We start from the raw sequence: 17981 nt of genomic DNA, 5'->3' as shown, positions 1-17981 counted from the left end.
GTTTCGCCCGTTGCTCCCGTTGCTCCAGTTTCGCCCGTTGCTCCGGTTGCTCCAGTTGCGCCTGTCGCTCCAGTTTCGCCCGTGGCCCCCGTTGCTCCAGTTTCTCCGGTTGCTCCAGTTTCTCCGGTTGCTCCAGTTTCGCCTGTTGCTCCAGTTTCGCCTGTTGCTCCAGTTTCGCCTGTTGCCCCTGTGGCTCCTGTCGCCCCGGTTTCGCCTGTTGCCCCGGTTGCTCCAGTTTCACCCGTTGCTCCGGTGGCTCCCGTTGCTCCAGTTTCGCCCGTTGCTCCGGTGACTCCGGTTGCTCCAGTTTCACCCGTTGCTCCGGTTGCTCCTGTCGCTCCAGTTTCACCTGTGGCCCCGGTTGCCCCTGTCGCTCCAGTTTCACCTGTGGCCCCGGTTGCCCCTGTCGCTCCAGTTTCACCTGTGGCCCCGGTTGCCCCTGTCGCTCCAGTTTCACCTGTGGCCCCGGTTGCCCCTGTCGCTCCAGTTTCACCTGTGGCCCCGGTTGCCCCTGTCGCTCCAGTTTCACCTGTGGCCCCTGTGGCTCCTGTCGCCCCAGTTTCGCCTGTTGCCCCGGTTGCTCCTGTTTCGCCCGTTGCTCCCGTGGCTCCGGTTGCTCCAGTTTCACCCGTTGCTCCTGTGGCCCCCGTAGCGCCTGTCGCCCCAGTTTCGCCTGTGGCTCCAGTTGCCCCTGTCGCGCCTGTAACGCCGCTGTCTATCAGAAGAGCCACATCGTCAACAAGCACATCTGCAACGCCGGCTGCAGGAACAGAGATCGTTACCTGCACTTCATTCGCTCCGGCCGGTACCGGTGTTCCAGTCGTCAAATATACTTCAAGCCAGGCATTATTCGTATCAACTACCGGTAAACGCCCCGCTGGTATAGTTGCTGTCAAAGCATTGGCTACAACTACTCCTGAGTTCAAATAATCGACACTTAAATTGACAGCCGGGCTTCCACCTGCGGTAGGTGCCGCTAATGATACAAAAAATTCAAAATTTTCCCCTGGTGTGGCCGTCTGAGTCTGTGTGATGGAAGCAACACCAGTCAACTGTGCACTGAAAGTTCCGGAATGACTGAACGCATTGGTTACAGTAACGGTTCCGGTCGAGACCCAGGGAGTTATAACCCCGGTCTCAAAACCACCGTTGACGATTCGATTAAAGATTGACAAAGATGTACTCACCACTCTCATTTCTTAAACTCAGCTTTACATTCTTCAGACTAAAACGTAAAGCTTGCTCTATTCTATTAATGCTGTTCCGTACCGGAACGGCAATTTACCATTTTATTAGCGTCTAATGTATGTTTGCCGTATCCGGCGGAGATTTCATTCATCCCTGCTTTCTCCGCTTTCAGCCTGTATCGTATCTGTAAAAGTCCGAATATAATACTCGGAAACTGAAACTATACATCAATATAATCTGAGAATGGGAGGAAGAAGCCATTGCAGACTATGAGCCTATGTATGATTGTGAGGAATGAAGAGGAGGTATTGGAGAACTGTTTGAACTCGGTTGCCGATCTGGTCGATGAAATTATTATTGTGGATACGGGGTCTACGGACCGTACCAAAGATATTGCTAAACGCTTTAACGCCCGCATTTTTGACTATACCTGGACGGACCATTTTGCTGATGCACGCAATTTTGCGTTCCAACAAGCAACCCAGGCATATATTCTTTGGCTGGATGCAGATGATGTTTTGATGGAAGAGGACCGTGGAAAGCTGAGGAAATTAAAAGCCACCTTGGATTATTCGGTAGACGCCATATCCATGTTTTACAACACCGGATTCGATCTGAATGGCAACGTTACATTCCGTTTTCGCAGACACCGTATTGTCAAACGAGAATGCTATTTTAAGTGGCATGGGGCAGTTCACGAATATTTGCAGGTAGGCGGTAACATTTTGACCACCGACATTGCCGTATCCCACCGTAAACACAGCAGCAAAGCATTGCCTAAATCCGATCGAAATCTGCGTATATACGAGCGGCTCATTGCCGAAGGACGACAGATGACACCACGTGATTTATTTTATTATGCCAATGAATTAAGGGAGCACGGACAAGCAGAGAAAGCCCTTGAATACTATGAGAAGTTTTTGGAAACAGGCCAAGGCTGGGTCGAGGATGAAATCAGAGCCTGTCAGTTTATGGCTGACTGTTATTCGGTGCTTGGCAGGAAGGAAGAATCCCTGCTTAGCTGCCTTCGTTCTTTCACCTATGACCGGCCCCGTCCGGACAGCTGCTGCACGATCGGAGACCATTTTCTTACCAGCAGGAAATACGAAGCCGCGATCTACTGGTACGAACAGGCACTCGAATTCGAAGGTAAGGATCTGCCCGGTTTTTCACATATGTCCTTAACGACATGGTATCCGTACCTGCAGTTGTGCGTTTGTCATTGGAACTTGGGCAACCTCAGCAAAGCTAAGGAATGCAACGAAAAAGCCGCCGCCTACAGACCCGATCACTTCAGTGTCATTCATAATAGAAAGCTGTTTGAGGAAAAAGAAGTATAATGAGACAAGAAAAAAACGCAAGCCTTGTCTGCATCACAGTGCGTACAGGGCTTGCGATGTTTTGGTTTCTTCAAACGGGCTGTCCAGCAGGTTAATTTCATTGGCGCCAGGCCGAAGCTCTATTCTCCCGCCCAGTGGCAGGATGAATTTGGGATCCGTATGTCCGAAATCAAAGTCAACGACAATGGGGACTTTATCCACTCCGAATTCCTCTTTAATCACACTCACAATCATTTCATTCAGCTGCTGTTTCTCTTCCTCCGTGTAATCCTTCGCTCTGCCAAAAATGACACCCTTTATTTTCGTAAATATTCCCTGCATCCCGTAATTGCGAAGCATATACCCGACCTGGCCGGGAGAAGGCTTTTCTTCTGACGTCTCGAAAAATAAAACCTTATCCTGCCAGAATGATGGGTCAGGCCAATATGCGGTTGCTTTCATGAATTCCAATACTTCGATACATCCGCCCCATAACAGACCTTGTTCAACAGTCTCTCCCTGCAGGAAAGTCCACCCTTGTTCATTTTCATAGAATTCTTGGCACTCCCCAAGTGTTTCAAGATTGCTCCAGTCTTTATATCCGTTTGTCCATTGGGGGAAAGGAGTATATGAATACGGAAATTCGCCAGGGAATAAGATCGATTTTAAATGCTGTGTATATTCAACAGGAAGGTTCCCGATCTGGGCGATGCCTGCCATCACGGAAGGCCCGTAAAATGTAACCATTCCCAGTTGGTTCAGATAGGCTAAAAAGGTGGTCGCATCGGAAAAACCCATGATGAATTTGGGATGGTTAATGATCATCTCCGTATCCAAATAGGGCAAAATGCGAATGGACTCATATCCCCCGATTGAAGTGATGATGCCGTCTATTTTATCGTCCTGAAAACACCGATTCATATCTTCCGCACGCAACTGCGGGTTTTTATATAAATCTTCCGGGGACATTCTTGCAGTTGGCATCTCCACAATGTCAAAACCAAGAACCTCTTGCAGATTTTTCAAGCCCAGCTCGTAAATATCAGGGAACAAGTAAGGCAATCCGCTCGATGGAGATATGACTGCGATTTTTGAACCATGCATAATTTTTTTCGGTTTAATCATAAATTTACCTCCTGCCATGATTGAATAGAAAAGACCACGATTGCCCACTCAAGCCTGATGCCGAATGTATTCGTGATCTCTACCCTTCCCGCCTCAATTTAGAACTGTCCAAAAGCAAGCATTCTCTCTTTAGAGAAACGAGTAATCGTCAGGACAACCTCCTGTGCTGCATGGTAGTCTTTCCGCTCCAGAGCTGAAAGGATATCCCCATTGACTCCAATCGCACTGTAATGTTTAATATGCGGAGTCAACTTGAAACGAACCATGGAGTACATGCACAGCTTATCCTTATATGAATCAAAGGTAGTCAGCATGACCTCGTTTCCCAGTGCCTGTATAACCTCGCGCATAAATAAAAAATGATGTTCCACATATCGAAGATAGTCATCCTCAGCTTCCGCTGTTTTCTGCGCCTCTACATGGGCGGACAAGGATGCAAAATTAAGATACGTTTCCCGATCCGGGTCCTTCATCACCTCGAAGCAGTAAAACAGCATCGACTGGATCTGTTCGTTCAGATCAAGAAAAATCTTTCCGTTCATCTCTTTAACGAGAACCCCTCTGTTCTTGAGCGAAGTTACATATCCTTCAGACTCCAGACGGGAGATGGCATGACGAATCGGGGTCCGGCTCATCTGATACTGCTCTGCCAGCTCATTTTCCGACAGCAGTGTGCCAGGCATCAACTCCCCGCGCACCATTCGTTCACGCAGCAGCAGGTAAGCTGTATCGACCAGCGATTTTTTCTCCATGTATACAATTCCTTTCCTGCTCACATTCACTTTTTACCCCATCTTAACAGCCACCCGCCAAAGCTTGCAACCACTCCGCAAATTTAACAAAAACAACAATTTATCAGCATATTTATCTTACATTCAACTTGTATCCTACTTGTATGCAACACTAAAGACTTCATTATTAGGAGGAAGCCGCATGTTGAATGGCAGTACAAAAAAAGGGCGTCACACCTTGCTCCTCTCTCTCGTGCTCATGCTTATCGTTCTGTCAGGATGTGGATCCGCTGCAAGCACAGGAGCTGGTGCAGGTGGGACACCCGAAGTCATCCGCATTGGAATGATGCCGAGTGAGGAAGGTGAAATGAACCGTTCACAGGAGCAGTTTGCCAAAGATGTTACGGAAGCAACCGGCATTCCTGCCGAAATTTTTGTAGCTGAGGACTATAACATGATTATTGAAGCGCTGCGTACAGGGAAGATCGAAATCGGATTGATTGGACCGTTCGGGTATATCATTGCCACAGAACGCGCGGGAGCGAAGCTGCTCGCCAGAACGGAAAGCGATCAGCAGGCGAACACGGTAATCCTTGTCCGTGCAGATTCTCCATATCAAAGTGTGGCGGATTTGAAAGGAAAGGACTTTCTGTTTGTCGACCCTGCTTCCACAACAGGCAACCTGTATCCCCGTGCAACACTGATGAAAGAGCTGGGATTGTCGAATGATGAATTGGATTCATTTTTCGGAAGTGTTGCTTTCTCCGGCGGACATGACAAGTCGCTGCTTGCGCTTGCCAACAAAAATGCGGATGCGATCGGAACAGCCAGCCTTATGCTGCCCATGATGGCGGAATCGGGCCTTGTGAAAAAGGAAGATTTCCGCGTCATTGCCGAATCAGACCCCATCGTCAGCGGCGCGCCGATGCTGTACCGACAGGACCTGCCTGAAGAGCTGGTCACGAAGCTGCGCGAATTTCTGCTGAACTATCACACCCAAAATCCCGACTTTCTGAAAAGCCTGGGCGGCTCTCATTTCGTAGAGGGCAGTGACAGTGACTATGATCCAATCCGCCAGGTAGCGAAGGATCTCAAGATGTCGCCTGAGGAACTGCTGAAGTAACTAAAGGAGGATGTATCCATGACACTGCTGCAAGTAGAAGGTTTGTCCAAAGTGTATCCGGACGGAACCGTGGCCCTGGATAACTTGAATTTGCAGGTCCATTCCGGCGAATTTGTCGTTGTCATCGGGCCAAGCGGAGCCGGCAAAAGCACACTCCTGCGCAGCCTGAACCGGATGGTCGAGCCTTCAAAGGGGCATATCCGTTTTAAAGGCGTAGAGACGATGGGCATTAAAGGCCAAAAGCTCCGCGAAATGCGCCGTCAGATGGGGATGATTTTTCAGGGCTATAATCTGGTCACCCGCGTGTCTGTACTCACCAATGTGCTCCATGGGCGTCTTGGTTACATGAGCTCGCTCAAAGGAGCGCTCGGCCTTTACTCCAAAGCGGATACGGAAGCGGCTAAAAGCATGCTGCAGCGGGTAGGTTTATTCGAGCAAATGTATAAGCGGGGCGATGAGCTGAGCGGAGGGCAGCAGCAGCGGGTTGGCATCGCCAGAGCTCTATGCCAGCGGCCGGATCTGATCCTTGCGGACGAGCCTATAGCCAGCCTTGATCCGGCATCATCAGAGACGATCATGCACTACCTGTATACGATTTGCAAAGAAGAAGGAATCGCCTGCCTGTGCAACCTTCATCAGGTTGAGATCGCCAAGAAATATGCCACCCGCATTATCGGGATTCATAAAGGCAGCAAGGTGTTTGACGGGACTCCCGCAGAGCTCACCGATGATATGATCAGGCTTATCTACCATCAAACCAGCTCACAGGAGAAGGAGACCGCCTAATGAGCACGGCACAAATGCAATCTGCACGGAAAATGAAACGCGCTCAGACGCTTCTTTTTCTAATCGTTTTCTGTGTTCTCATCGTCTGGTCATCCATTGGTTCGGAGTTTTCCCTTGGGGCGTTATTTACGGGCACGGGCGACAGCCTCCGCTTTATCTTTACGGACTTTCTCCCGCCTGACTTTTCAGTGTTGCCCAAGCTGCTTGAACCGGCGATGCAGACCCTGTATATGAGCGTGGTTGCCACGGTCATCGGATCGGTTGTGGCAGGCTTGCTTTCATTTCTGGCCGCCGCCACGACAACTCCGCATCCGTTTATTCAAGTATTCATGAGAGGCGTGACCTCCCTCTTCCGCAACATTCCTGTCGTCATCTGGACCATTTTACTGGTGGCAGCCTTCGGTCTGGGGACGATTGTCGGAACGATGTCCCTCATTCTCATTTCGGTCGGGATGCTGACCCGTTCCTATGCCGAGGTGTTGGAGGAGATCGATATGGGACAGGTTGAAGCTGTCCGCGCCGCCGGAGGCAGTTATTTTCAAGTCCTGACTCAAGCCGTCCTGCCTCAGTTTCTGCCCGGGTTTATCGGATGGAGCCTGTATGGCTTTGAAATTAACGTAAGGGCATCAACCATTGTTGGTATGGTAGGTGGCGGGGGCATAGGTTTTATGCTGCAATCCAGCTTAAAGCTATTTCAATACCAGGAAGCTAGCATGGCAGTGCTGCTTGTGCTCGTCATTGTCCTGCTGGTTGAAATGATCACCAATCGTGTGAGGGAGCGGATCATATGAGTATGCAAATCAACGATGCCAGCCCATCCTTTACCATGCATGCAGGGAAAGCAGAGCCTCCCAAGCCCAAACGAAGCAAGCTGCTTGTGATCGGTTTGCCGCTTACCGCTGTACTGTTTGTGTTCAGCCTTATACAGCTTCAGTTCGATTATTCGCGAATAACACAAGGCTTTGTAAAGCTCGGAGGTATTATCAGGGTTATGCTGCCTCCGGACTTTACTGAATGGCGTCATGTGCTGCTGGCAGCCGTCGAATCCCTGCAGGTCGCCATTCTGGGAACGGTTCTGGGGATCGTCATCGCCTTTTTTCTTTCATTTCTTGCCGCAAGCAATCTGACGCCACATCCGGCCATGGCCTGGATCATTCAAAGCATCGCTTCTCTGCTGCGTGCAATCCCTACAGTCGTATGGGCGCTTATTTTTATCGTATCTGTCGGTCTTGGTCCTCTTCCCGGCGTTTTGGCGATTACCGTCTCTGCTGCAGGAATGCTCATTAAAGTATTTGCCCAATCCCTCGAAGAAATCGACAAGGGCGTGCTCGAAGCCATGCGGGCAACGGGTGCTACCTGGCTGCAAGTTGTCATGCAGGGTGTGTTGCCGACAGTGAAGACCGCCTTTATCGCCTGGTGTGTGCTGCGGTTTGAGGGGGATTTGGGAGAATCCACTATTCTTGGCGCAGTGGGAGCAGGCGGAATCGGATTTGAATTAACTCATGCGATGAAGACCTATAACTTTTCACAAGCCCTGTTTGTGGGTCTTGTGATTTTCATCATGGTGTTCAGTGTGGAATATGTATCCAATAGGTACAAAATGAAGCTGAAATTACGGCAGCATTAACGGCAAGAAAGCGTGAATCAACGTAATTTCAAAGCGGCCAGACCGCTCTAAGCGAGAGTTTTTCTTGAGATTTGCAAATTTACTCATAGGAGTGCTATCCATGTCAACTCAACCTTCACAGCCCGTATTACAACAAGGTCCCTTGGTACAGGCCAAGTATAGCGAAAATGACCAAATTACCCTCTACTGGAACACTGAAGCAGAGGTCGAAGCTGCAGTGATCTATCATTCCGTTCAACCTGAATTTGACGAGGGCCTGAGTACGCTTCTGGATACCCAAACTCAGCCGGTTGGCGTGTCTTTTACGAGACCGTTATCTCATGGACGCAATTATTATCATGCCAAATTCACGGATGGCTCGGTGTCCACCGTAACGGATCGAATGATCTACACCGATGGTGTCATCAACTTTCGCGACATGGGAGGTTACACAACCCGGGATGGGCGTACAGTGCGCTGGGGAGCGCTGCTCCGCTCGGCCGACCTTCATGAGCTGAGCCAGCGGGATATACAGGCGATAGAAGCGCTGGGGATTGATTGGATCTGTGATTTGCGCAGCGATTTTGAAGTCGCCCATCGTCCTTCTCCACCCATCGGCAAAGCGGTCAATACCAACATTCCGTTTATGGCTGAAGCCAATCCTGAAGAGATGCAGCAAATAACGGGATTTGATTTGAATGCAGGCTACAAAGCCATGATTATGAATACGGAGAAATGTGCTTTAATATTGCGCGAGTTGTTAGTTGAAAGGCGTGATGCTGCGTTATTCCATTGTGCGGCAGGCAAAGACCGGACCGGAGTGGTCTGCGCCATTATTCTCTTAACTCTTGGTGTGCCGCGGGACGTTGTCATTGAGGATTATGAGCTTACCAACCTGGCTGTGGGCGGGTTGATGCAGCGCTTCTTAAATGATAGAGACAAGTACATCGGGATTATGCCCGATCTTGGCGACGAAATCCCCGAGATGATGAAAGCAGCCTTTATTCAGGCCTCGCTGGAAGCTGTCGATGAGGTTTACGGCTCCTTTGACCGGTATCTTCATGATGGACTTGGCATTACAGCGGAAGAAGTTGCGGCATTGCAAAATAAATACCTCGTATAATATCATTCAGCCCTTGGGACTCCTGTCAGGAAGCCCTGGGGCTTTCACCTTATTTTTTTATTCTTGAATCTAAATTTTTGAATAATAACAATAAGTAAACCTATTGAAGTAACAAAAGCACTAACCACTAACCCACAATAAAGTTCTCCCAAAAGGATGATTATAGATATATAATACATAACCGATCATCGATATAAACAAGCCCAGATACATCAAAAGGTAATGTCTTTTTCTCATCAATGCCTCCTAAACCATGGATTTCTATTCAGTTTAGCATAAGTAGTTCGAATACTTATAAAAAGATATTCAAAAAGAGAAACGGAATTCAGCGGGTAGATGGAAATAGTTGGCGAAGCCTCTTAAGAAAGAATGGAGGTTCCGTCAATGGATGATTATGCGAACTCATTAAAAAAAACACTGACATCTCTCATCAAAGAAATGTCAGCCAGACCAGCACCTTATGTCAAAAAACCTGGAAAAGATTCCACTTGAAAGGAGAAACTACCCTTTGAAGCGGTTGGACGTTCATCTGACACTCACCAAAAAACAAACCAAAGAAATCAAGGCTCAGCCAGAGAAGTAGAAGTTTGTTCCTTCCACGTCAACCTTTGATTTTGGGCATGAAACGATTCTTACATCTTTCTGCCGCTGATTTCCCGCCGGATGAAATTAAATCCCTTTACAACATGCGATGGGGCATCGAAACCTCATTCCGGGCATTAAAGTATACCGTGGGTCTGACGCATTTTCATGCAAAGAAACTTTACTTTGTTTTGTCTATTGAGCTTATCTTAATGACATTGCTCACCAGAGCGGTCTTTTGCGTTGGGGGGGCATCATCCTTCCTTTGAAACCCTTAGCCGCCGACCTCCACCAAAATCTTCGCATGGCTCTTATTGCTCATCAAGAGCTCCAGGCCGTCCTGTACGATATTGTCCAATTTGATCTTTTTGGTGATGACCTGCTTCACATCGATTGCTCCTTCTGCAATCAGTGAAATCACTTCAGGGAAAATGTGGCGATACGCCAGTGTCGCGGTCAGATTCGCTTCCTTGGCCAGCAGATCGAAGAAGTTCACTTGAAGCGGGTTCGGAATCGCAGCGATGACCACGACTTCCCCGCCTTTTTTGACTACGGCTACAGCACTGTCCATCGTTAGCTGCACTCCAGCTGCTTCATAAGCTACGTCAATTCCTCCCGATTGCTGCAGGATAACTTCGGTTGCATTTACTTTGGCACTGTTCACCGGAATAGCTCCCAATTGGGCTGCCAGATTCAGGCGTTCCTCAAATACATCAACGGCATAGATTTCAGAAGCGCCTGCAGCTTTGGCCGACAATATGGTCAACAAACCGATTGGACCCGCTCCGTATACGGCTACCTTGTTCCCCACTTTCAGCTTGCTGTGGCGAACTGCGTGAAAGGCCACCGCTGTCGGTTCTACAAGCGCACCTTCCTCGAAAGATACGTTATCCGGTAACGGATGCACCATATAGGCTTCTACTACAACAAACTCGGCAAAACCGCCATCACCATTCAGTCCCACGAATCCGAATTGAGTACATTGGTTATACCGTCCCTGGATACAGTACTCACACTTTCCGCAATGGTACAACGGCTCCACCACGACCCGAGCGCCTACATTGATATCGCTTACATCTTCTCCCAATTCACTGACGGTTCCTGCAAACTCGTGCCCGAGCGTCAACGGTGCTTTCTGTCCCGAGAGCGGATGATTCTCGCCTTCCTGAATCCCTACACCATGATGATAGGCGTGCAAATCGCTGCCGCAGATGCCAGCGTACTCCACTTTGATCTTAACCTGACCCGCCTTAGCAACCGGAACCTCACGATTTTCCACACGAACGTCTTTATGACCATACCAAACTGCTGCTTTCATCACGTTCATCCCCTTTGTCTACGTTGTCTAATAATAAAGAATGTCATGCTTGTCTATTCATTATATCTCTGCTCACGTATTATTCATATTTATAGATATTAATGTTAACATTAGTTGTATTAATGCTAAACGGAGATGAAATCATGAATCTGGAACAGCTTGAATATGTCGTCGAAATCGCCAAAACTCAATCGTTCTCCGCCGCCTCGGAGCATCTTCATGTCACGCAATCCGCGATTAGCCAATCCGTCCATCGACTGGAAAAGGAACTGGGGTTAATCCTGTTTGAACGTTCCAGGCAAGGTACCCACCCTACACCTGAAGGCAAGCAGTTTATTGCCAAGGCGTTAGACATTTTGCAACGAATCGATGAATTGAAATTGCTAAACGCGGAATCGTCCTGCCTGACCGGAGAGCTTCATGTGGCTACTTTCCCCAGCGTCATGCCCTATCTCGTCCAGTCTGCTGCCGATATGAAGCGAGAGCATCCGCAGCTAAACATTGCCATTGAAGAGAAAGGGTCGATGGAGATCATTGAGGATATACGCAACAACAAAACCCATCTGGGCTTTATCGCGATCTACACCAAACAGTTGCGGGAATTCGACGGTCTGCATTTCACACCCATGTATTCAGGCAAGCTCGTCGTATGCACCCATCATCTGTCCGAATTGGCCAAACAGTCGCGCGTTACGCCTGACCAGTTGAAAGAACATAAACTCGCCCTGTATCGGGATGGCTTCATCGAAGATTTCCTTCAGGAGTTCACTTATGATTACGGACCTCTGCCCATCCTGTTCAAAACCAATAATTCGGAAGCCATCAGCACAGTGTTAAAAAACAATATCGCGGCTACGATCGGCCACGACTTCTCCTTTCACCAGCATGCGCTGTGGAAAGAAGGTTTGGTCAAAATGGTCGATATTGCTGAGATCGAACAGCCTAAAATGCAAATCGGCTTCGTGCAGACGGAATCCAAAGAGGTTGCCACTGCCGCAGAGCGATTCGCCCAGCGTTTCAGACAGGCCATTGAGCTGGATCATCTGTAATCATGTGAACACAAAGCTCCCTGCTATACCTTCACTTTTTCGGACAAACCGATGCCATGCCCTCTCCCAACAGAAAACCGTCGTTTTCCAAATAAATGACTGCTCTGCTTTTTAACTATGGGAAATACATTAGAATCACATGTACCGTATTGGATTAATCTTAAATCACCTTAGCGCTCCTCATTACAAACGATTTTACGAATATCAGCCAGCGGCACCTTTGGTACCCGGTCATAGGTCAGCAGGCCGTTGATTTCCTGCTCCACATCTGTCAGCTGCGTATAGCAGAAACCCTCTATCACAGGAGATACGTACATAGGCCGGATTACGGCCTGCAGCCGTCGTTGTAAATAACAGGCCGGGTTGATGCATGGACAGATTTATTAGGCCTTTCTACCCAATTTTATACTATGATTACGAAATACACCCTCCAAATTCTTCAAATAAAATGCCATAAAATCCTTGTTTTGTGTTTTATAATGTTATATAGTTTGTTTTGTAATAAAAAATCTAGAAAAGGAAACGGAGGAGTATGATTTGAAATTAAAACAAGCTCTAACATCATCTTTCTTGGTATTACCTTTACTTGTTGGAAGTGTTAACTATGTTAACGCTGAGGAGGCCAGTGTCAAAGAAAAAGGGTTTATCGTTGAGATCGACAAAAGCCAGTTAGAAGATCAACTTGAATATGTTAATCAAAAAATTCAAACAATAACTGACCCAGAGAAGTTGGAAAATTTGGAGAAGTCGAAAGCATTGATAGAAGAACAGTTGGCGAAAACTGAAAGTAATGGTGGGTTTTCTACGCAAGCGTTAAACAAGGACCACTGGTTCGCTTCTAAAGGAGCCCACGACTATAACTCTAATAGAAGTTCCCATGAACCTGATCATGTAGCAAGTATTGAAGTTACTTTAGATGATGTGAATTCAGGATTCGATTGGAGTGGCGAAAGTCGTTCAGATTGGTATGGTGAAAATCCGGAAAAAGCCTATTCATTAAAGAATACATTAACTTTTTCAGCAAACGGTATAGCTATTTCGGGAAGTCTGAGTGGGATAAGCTTCTCAGGTGCTACTTCTGGTAGTAGTACTGTAACTGCTTCTGGTTCTAATGCTATTGCTGCACGAAATCTATTCGATGCATTTAGTTCAGGAAGTACAATTAAAGCAGTATTCGCGTCTTCTTCAGCATTGATTAAAACTAGTGGTTCCGCAACTGACAGCACTTCAGCTCAGATTACATACTACGATCCTGGTTATTAATTGAAATTATATTAAATAGGATAAGTATCGTCATAAGACGATACTTATCCTATTTTTAAAGATTTAGTATAGGGAGGAGTAGGGAAGTTTGTGGAAACATATTTTAATCTATCTTCTTATGTTCTTAATGGTCGGGTGTAGCCAAACATTTACTGAGAACAAGATCAATAAAGATAATAATAACTGGGCTTTTAATACTGAACTATTATTATCATTAAACCAAAAAGAAAATGGATATTATGGGGATTTTCATGACAATATAAAATTTAATCCTAATATATATGAAACCTTTTATTTATTGAGGATTAAAGAAATATTAGATATACGTGAAGACTCATTTTTAGATGCCAACAAAAATTATTTGAAAAATTACAACTATTCCGACAGCGATCTTCAGGAATTAGCATATTTATATAAAGCGTCTGTGCTGCTTGATAGTTCTCCAGATAACCTGGACAATTTTCTCAGAAATAAAATAGATTCGAAAATAGAAACTTTAAAAACTTATAAAAATCTAGATGCTATTATTATCAATGATATTTACTTTTTGTCGAATGTAAATGCATTAATTTCTGAGCAGCAGAGGATTGAACTCGACCAAACATTATCAAAAATATCAAATGATATTCAAAATAGTAATGACACTAAAATACTGAGAGTCCTCTATCCTTTGAGTATTTTGACAGAGGACGACGTAATCCCTTTAAGAGAAGGTATTGAAAGTAAAATCAGCGGAAGATTAAAAGTACTACTTAATAAAGAAAAAAATGATTTTTGGGAAATCTTCCAGTTAGTTTCTTTATTGAGAAATACAAGTGAAATTGAAAAACTGAAGGTTCAACTTATTACTAAACTAGAAAGTAAATCAATACTGATTAGTGACATGAGTAATATGCAACTGCTATACCTATTAGAGCTTTTCAATATGTTAGATAAAAATGAGCTTAACAATAAACAAGAGATAATAGAAGTGAGAATGAGAAATTGCCAAGTTTTATCAGGTGGCTATAGGGAACTTGTAAAAGAGATTTTACCAACCGAATTTACTTATTTCGGAATATATATATAACTCGCTTGATGCTTCTTCTACGAAGAAAGATGAAATCTTAACAACACTATTTAAAGAACTTATAGGTAATGTTAAATCAGTCCCTCCAAATATAAATTGGCGACATGTTTATTCCTATATTCAATTATCTGATAATGAAAATAATATAAATATATTAGGAAAAGAGCTTGTTGAACTTACACCAGACAATCTAAATGTAGACGATATCTCCATTGATCAGAAATATTATTTTTTTAAAACAATGAAGTTCTATAATTTAGAGATACAAGTAGATAAATTAGCAGAATTTCAAAAAGAATTGATAGAACTGTTAAACACAGAGCAATTAAATGATCATTATACTCATTTCTATTTTTATAGTGACTTGGTTCAAAGCGGAGTTATTCAACCTGATGAAAAGATAAATAATAAAATCTCAAAAGAAATTAACAAAACAAAAGTAAATAATTATTTTTATGTAAAAGATAACTATGAGAATCTGTTAAGTACTTTTTTCATTATAAGCATTGATACTAACCTTGGATTAGGCCTAATAAAGCTCGATGAAAAAAATATGGAGGATATTACAAGAGAGTTAAGAAATTATATGAACAATTATGGAGGTTTTGCTTTAATAAAAGATGAAGATTCTGATTTATTTGCAACTATGATAGGATTGATGCTGCAAGATAGATTAGCTGGCAAAACTCCACCTGTTCTTTTTTAATTGAAGGAGGAATTACGTTGAGAAGATACAAAGTACTTATAGCAATTATTGCGATTCTTTTCCCTTTCATTTTTGCGTACTATACTCCATTAAACAATTTACAAGCACTCTTAATTAGTTCGATTATGGTAATAATCTATTTTTCTTACGAAAAATTCAGGCAGATGATGCAGGGGCAGTGATTTATTTATGAATAATCAAAAATCATGGGTAAAAAGAGTGCTAATTATTTCTGTTGTAATCAACGTTATATTCGGTAGTATCTTGATTAGACAATATACTATAGGAAAGCAAGCCGTTGAATTACATGTCAATATGACCCACGAACACTTATTGAACATGTTATCCATATTAAATCGATCAGAGTGGTCACAATCACCTCTAACGCTACAAGAGCTAAAAAATGAAATGGTGCTGTTATCTACAGTATCAAGAATGGGTAATAATTATGTCTTTTTTACTGGTGGTGTTTATTCTTCATTAAGCACCAAGTTAGGTGAGCTTGGATATTTTATGGCTCCATATCCCGATATAATAGACAGGTTACAGGTAAATAACACTGCAAAAAACGAGGAAATTGAAGAACTTAACAAACTAAAAGATAAATTAGAAAATGCAGGAGTTCAAGATGCTGTGATTAATTGGGAAAATAAGGAATATATACTGATTTATATGCGAGTTATTGATTCAATTATAAGTTAAATATATGTCCAGTATATACTGGACTTCAGCCTGTTGAAAAACCCTCAACAGGCTGAAGCAGCCAATGATGGCTGTTCTGCTATTTAACTCAGGTAAGTACATTAGAAACACAACGCCATATTGGGTTGATCTAAAATCATTTTATTACTCCTCATTACAAACGATTTTACGAATATCAGCCAGCGGCACCTTTGGTACCCGGTCATAGGTCAGCAGACCGTTGATTTCCTGCTCCACATCTGTCAGCTGCGTATAGCAGAAACCCTCTATCACAGAAGATACGTACATAGGCCGGATCACGGCCTGCAGCCGTTGCAGATAATCCTCGTCGTTCTTTGCGCCGGAATATCCCCAGCCTTCCCAGTCGCTTTTCTTATAGGCAATGCCGCCAAACTCCGTAATCATGATCGGCTGCCCTTCATATCCGGCTCCGCCCACAAAGATGCGCCTTCTGCCTGGCAGGCCGCTTACCGAGCTCTCTGCCGTAGCATAGCGCTCTGTCAGCACTTCTTCTCTCCATTCGTAATCATGGATCGCCACGATATCCGTCTTCATCATTTCCCAGCCGTCGTTGTAAATGACAGGCCGGGTCGTATCAAGCGACTTGGTCAAATAATACATTGTCAGCCCGTGCTGCTGCTGCCGCTCGTCGACCTGCGCATTGGGAATGCCCCAGCTTTCGTTGAGCGGAACCCAGACGATAATGGAAGGATGGTTATAGTCACGCTCGATGATTTCCTGCCATTCCTTCGTAAATTTGCGAACATACTCTTCCGAGTAATTATAGGCATTCGCTGCCTCTCCCCAGACAAGCAGCCCTTTCCGGTCGCACCAGTACAGGAAGCGCGGGTCCTCTGTTTTCTGATGCTTGCGCACGCCATTGAAGCCCATCTCCTGTGTCAACTCTATATCGCGCAGGAGTGCTTCATCGGAGGGCGGCGTCAAGATTCCATCCGGGAAGTACCCTTGATCCAGCACCAATCTAAGGAAATAAGGACGATTGTTGAGATGAAGCTGCCCGTTTTCAATCGTAACCTTGCGCATGCCGAAGTAGGAAGTCACGGTGTCGGTCACTTCCTCCCCGTCCAGCAGTTCAAAGGTGATATCGTACAAATTCGGCTTCTCCGGGGTCCACCAACGGCCCAGCCCGTGATCATTGAAATCATGCAGGCCGACGGTACGCACCTCTTCCAGATGACGAACCGTGAATTCCTCCTCTGATACGGTCTCGCCTGCGAAGGAAATGTTCATACGAACCCTCACCTTGCGCTCCGCGGCTGCTGCTGTATGAAACATACGGATTTGGATGTCATTGCGGTCGATGTCCGGCGTAAATTTCACTCTGTTCAGGCGGGCTTCGTCCACTGGCTCAAGCCAGACGGTCTGCCAGATGCCTGTGGTGCGTGTATAAAAGATGCTTGCCGAATCCTGTTTCCAGTACTGCTTGCCCCGCGGCAGCGTCACATCCCGGCTGAAATCCTCGGCCCGTACTACAATCGTATTCTCCCCGTCTATAAGCAAATCCGTGATGTCGGCTTCAAAAGGAGTATGCCCCCCTTCATGGGACACGGCCCAGCGGCCGTTCACCCATACCGAAGCAGAATAATCTACGGCGCCAAAATGCAGCAGGATGCGCTTGGATTTCCATTCTACAGGCAACGTCAGCTTCTTGCGGTACCATACCAGGTCGTGAAAATCCGGATCGCCGATCCCGCTCAGCTTGCTTTGAAAGGCGAAGGGAACCTGAATTTTTTTATCAAAAGCTGTACTGTTTTCCGGCTCATACCACCGCTCACGGTCTCCCCGCCGCTCATCATCAAACCCAAACTCCCATTCCCCATTCAGATTTAACCACTCTTGTCGTGCGAATTGCGGACGCGGATATTCCGGTCTTGGATGAGTACTCATTGCTATCTCCTCTTTTCATGTAAAATTTATTAATAAATAATGGAACAAACGAACATCGGTGATTGACGACTAGACGCGGGAACGAAGAAGCTTCGTCTTTTTCCTCTAACGGACCGGAGCGCTCTTATTTGCCCCAAAACGCGGAATTCAATGTCCTAACGGACTGTAGAGATCTTATTTACCCGAAAATGGGCTAAAACATTCGTTTAAATGCTAAATAAAGGCTATGGAGCCCGCTAACCTATTAAGCCCCCTAATTGGATTGGAGAGTATCTAGGGAAATAAGGTACTATTTATTTAGGGGGGGAGCACAAGATGAGACAACGAAATAATGCGTTTAAAGAAGTTCGTTATAAAGTAGCCCAAGAAGCACTCGCTGGAAT

The 17981-nt window shown here is 45.5% G+C and carries 17 protein-coding genes and 1 pseudogene; 12 read left to right on the top strand and 6 right to left on the bottom strand.

Annotated elements, in window-relative coordinates; translation table 11 throughout:
- On the bottom strand, window positions 1-1175 hold a 1175-nt coding region (locus tag ACI1P2_RS31010; RefSeq protein ID WP_355327558.1), incomplete at its 3' end, for an NTTRR-F1 domain.
- Between the two features lie 294 nt (window positions 1176-1469).
- Between ACI1P2_RS31010 and ACI1P2_RS31005 the strand changes: the two genes are divergently transcribed.
- Window positions 1470-2528 (top strand): glycosyltransferase, encoded by a 1059-nt coding sequence (locus ACI1P2_RS31005; RefSeq protein WP_408976394.1) that lies wholly within the window; start codon window positions 1470-1472, stop codon window positions 2526-2528.
- A 33-nt stretch (window positions 2529-2561) separates the two neighbouring features.
- Here ACI1P2_RS31005 and ACI1P2_RS31000 read toward each other — a convergent pair whose 3' ends face one another.
- Together ACI1P2_RS31000 and ACI1P2_RS30995 are read right to left on the bottom strand one after the other, a co-directional pair.
- The gene (locus tag ACI1P2_RS31000; protein WP_355327553.1) at window positions 2562-3632 is read right to left on the bottom strand and encodes a S66 family peptidase; all 1071 of its coding nucleotides are present in this window, start codon (window positions 3630-3632) and stop codon (window positions 2562-2564) included.
- A gap of 98 nt (window positions 3633-3730) precedes the next feature.
- Complete coding sequence (locus ACI1P2_RS30995) at window positions 3731-4408, bottom strand: GntR family transcriptional regulator (protein WP_355327550.1); 678 nt, start codon at window positions 4406-4408, stop codon at window positions 3731-3733.
- 157 nt (window positions 4409-4565) lie between these two features.
- Between ACI1P2_RS30995 and ACI1P2_RS30990 the strand changes: the two genes are divergently transcribed.
- The 6 genes and pseudogenes from ACI1P2_RS30990 to ACI1P2_RS30965 form a co-directional block, all read left to right on the top strand.
- Window positions 4566-5486 (top strand): phosphate/phosphite/phosphonate ABC transporter substrate-binding protein, encoded by a 921-nt coding sequence (locus tag ACI1P2_RS30990; RefSeq protein ID WP_355327547.1) that lies wholly within the window; start codon window positions 4566-4568, stop codon window positions 5484-5486.
- 18 nt (window positions 5487-5504) lie between these two features.
- A complete protein-coding gene (phnC, locus tag ACI1P2_RS30985) occupies window positions 5505-6272 on the top strand; it encodes a phosphonate ABC transporter ATP-binding protein (protein WP_355327544.1) in 768 nt (255 codons plus the stop codon).
- Window positions 6272-7063, top strand: a complete 792-nt coding sequence (gene phnE, locus ACI1P2_RS30980; protein WP_355327541.1) for a phosphonate ABC transporter, permease protein PhnE — start codon at window positions 6272-6274, stop codon at window positions 7061-7063. The genes phnC and phnE (ACI1P2_RS30980) overlap by 1 nt, the downstream gene beginning before the upstream one ends.
- Window positions 7060-7899 (top strand): phosphonate ABC transporter, permease protein PhnE, encoded by an 840-nt coding sequence (gene phnE, locus ACI1P2_RS30975; RefSeq protein WP_355327538.1) that lies wholly within the window; start codon window positions 7060-7062, stop codon window positions 7897-7899. Before phnE (ACI1P2_RS30980) ends, phnE (ACI1P2_RS30975) begins: the two co-directional genes overlap by 4 nt.
- A gap of 100 nt (window positions 7900-7999) precedes the next feature.
- Entirely contained in the window at window positions 8000-9001 is a 1002-nt protein-coding gene (locus tag ACI1P2_RS30970; protein ID WP_355327534.1) for a tyrosine-protein phosphatase, read from the top strand.
- A gap of 587 nt (window positions 9002-9588) precedes the next feature.
- Window positions 9589-9762 (top strand): annotated as a pseudogene (locus ACI1P2_RS30965) (transposase); the annotation flags it as partial.
- A 95-nt stretch (window positions 9763-9857) separates the two neighbouring features.
- On the opposite strand, the gene ACI1P2_RS30960 reads toward ACI1P2_RS30965, so the two are convergent.
- Window positions 9858-10901, bottom strand: a complete 1044-nt coding sequence (locus ACI1P2_RS30960; RefSeq protein ID WP_355327532.1) for a 2,3-butanediol dehydrogenase — start codon at window positions 10899-10901, stop codon at window positions 9858-9860.
- A gap of 143 nt (window positions 10902-11044) precedes the next feature.
- Between ACI1P2_RS30960 and ACI1P2_RS30955 the strand changes: the two genes are divergently transcribed.
- A complete protein-coding gene (locus tag ACI1P2_RS30955; protein WP_355327529.1) occupies window positions 11045-11950 on the top strand; it encodes a LysR family transcriptional regulator in 906 nt (301 codons plus the stop codon).
- Between the two features lie 170 nt (window positions 11951-12120).
- Here the strand turns inward: ACI1P2_RS30955 and ACI1P2_RS30950 are convergent, their stop codons facing one another.
- Window positions 12121-12267 (bottom strand): hypothetical protein, encoded by a 147-nt coding sequence (locus tag ACI1P2_RS30950; protein ID WP_355327526.1) that lies wholly within the window; start codon window positions 12265-12267, stop codon window positions 12121-12123.
- A gap of 220 nt (window positions 12268-12487) precedes the next feature.
- On the opposite strand from ACI1P2_RS30950, the gene ACI1P2_RS30945 reads away from it, so the two are divergent.
- From ACI1P2_RS30945 to ACI1P2_RS30930, 4 genes are all read left to right on the top strand, one after another.
- Entirely contained in the window at window positions 12488-13213 is a 726-nt protein-coding gene (locus ACI1P2_RS30945) for a hypothetical protein (protein WP_355327523.1), read from the top strand.
- 88 nt (window positions 13214-13301) lie between these two features.
- Entirely contained in the window at window positions 13302-14282 is a 981-nt protein-coding gene (locus ACI1P2_RS30940) for a hypothetical protein (protein ID WP_355327520.1), read from the top strand.
- A 241-nt stretch (window positions 14283-14523) separates the two neighbouring features.
- On the top strand, window positions 14524-14988 hold the full coding sequence (locus ACI1P2_RS30935; RefSeq protein WP_355327517.1) for a hypothetical protein: 465 nt from the start codon (window positions 14524-14526) through the stop codon (window positions 14986-14988).
- Window positions 14989-15177: 189 nt separating this feature from the next.
- Window positions 15178-15690 (top strand): hypothetical protein, encoded by a 513-nt coding sequence (locus tag ACI1P2_RS30930; RefSeq protein ID WP_355327514.1) that lies wholly within the window; start codon window positions 15178-15180, stop codon window positions 15688-15690.
- A 144-nt stretch (window positions 15691-15834) separates the two neighbouring features.
- Here the strand turns inward: ACI1P2_RS30930 and ACI1P2_RS30925 are convergent, their stop codons facing one another.
- The gene (locus tag ACI1P2_RS30925) at window positions 15835-17598 is read right to left on the bottom strand and encodes a glycoside hydrolase family 2 protein (protein ID WP_355327511.1); all 1764 of its coding nucleotides are present in this window, start codon (window positions 17596-17598) and stop codon (window positions 15835-15837) included.
- Window positions 17599-17981: the final 383 nt, after the last annotated feature.

This window comes from Paenibacillus jiangxiensis (assembly GCF_046098255.1).
Taxonomy (GTDB): Bacteria; Bacillota; Bacilli; order Paenibacillales; family Paenibacillaceae; genus Paenibacillus; species Paenibacillus jiagnxiensis.
This window is presented reverse-complemented; position numbering and strand designations above follow the sequence as displayed.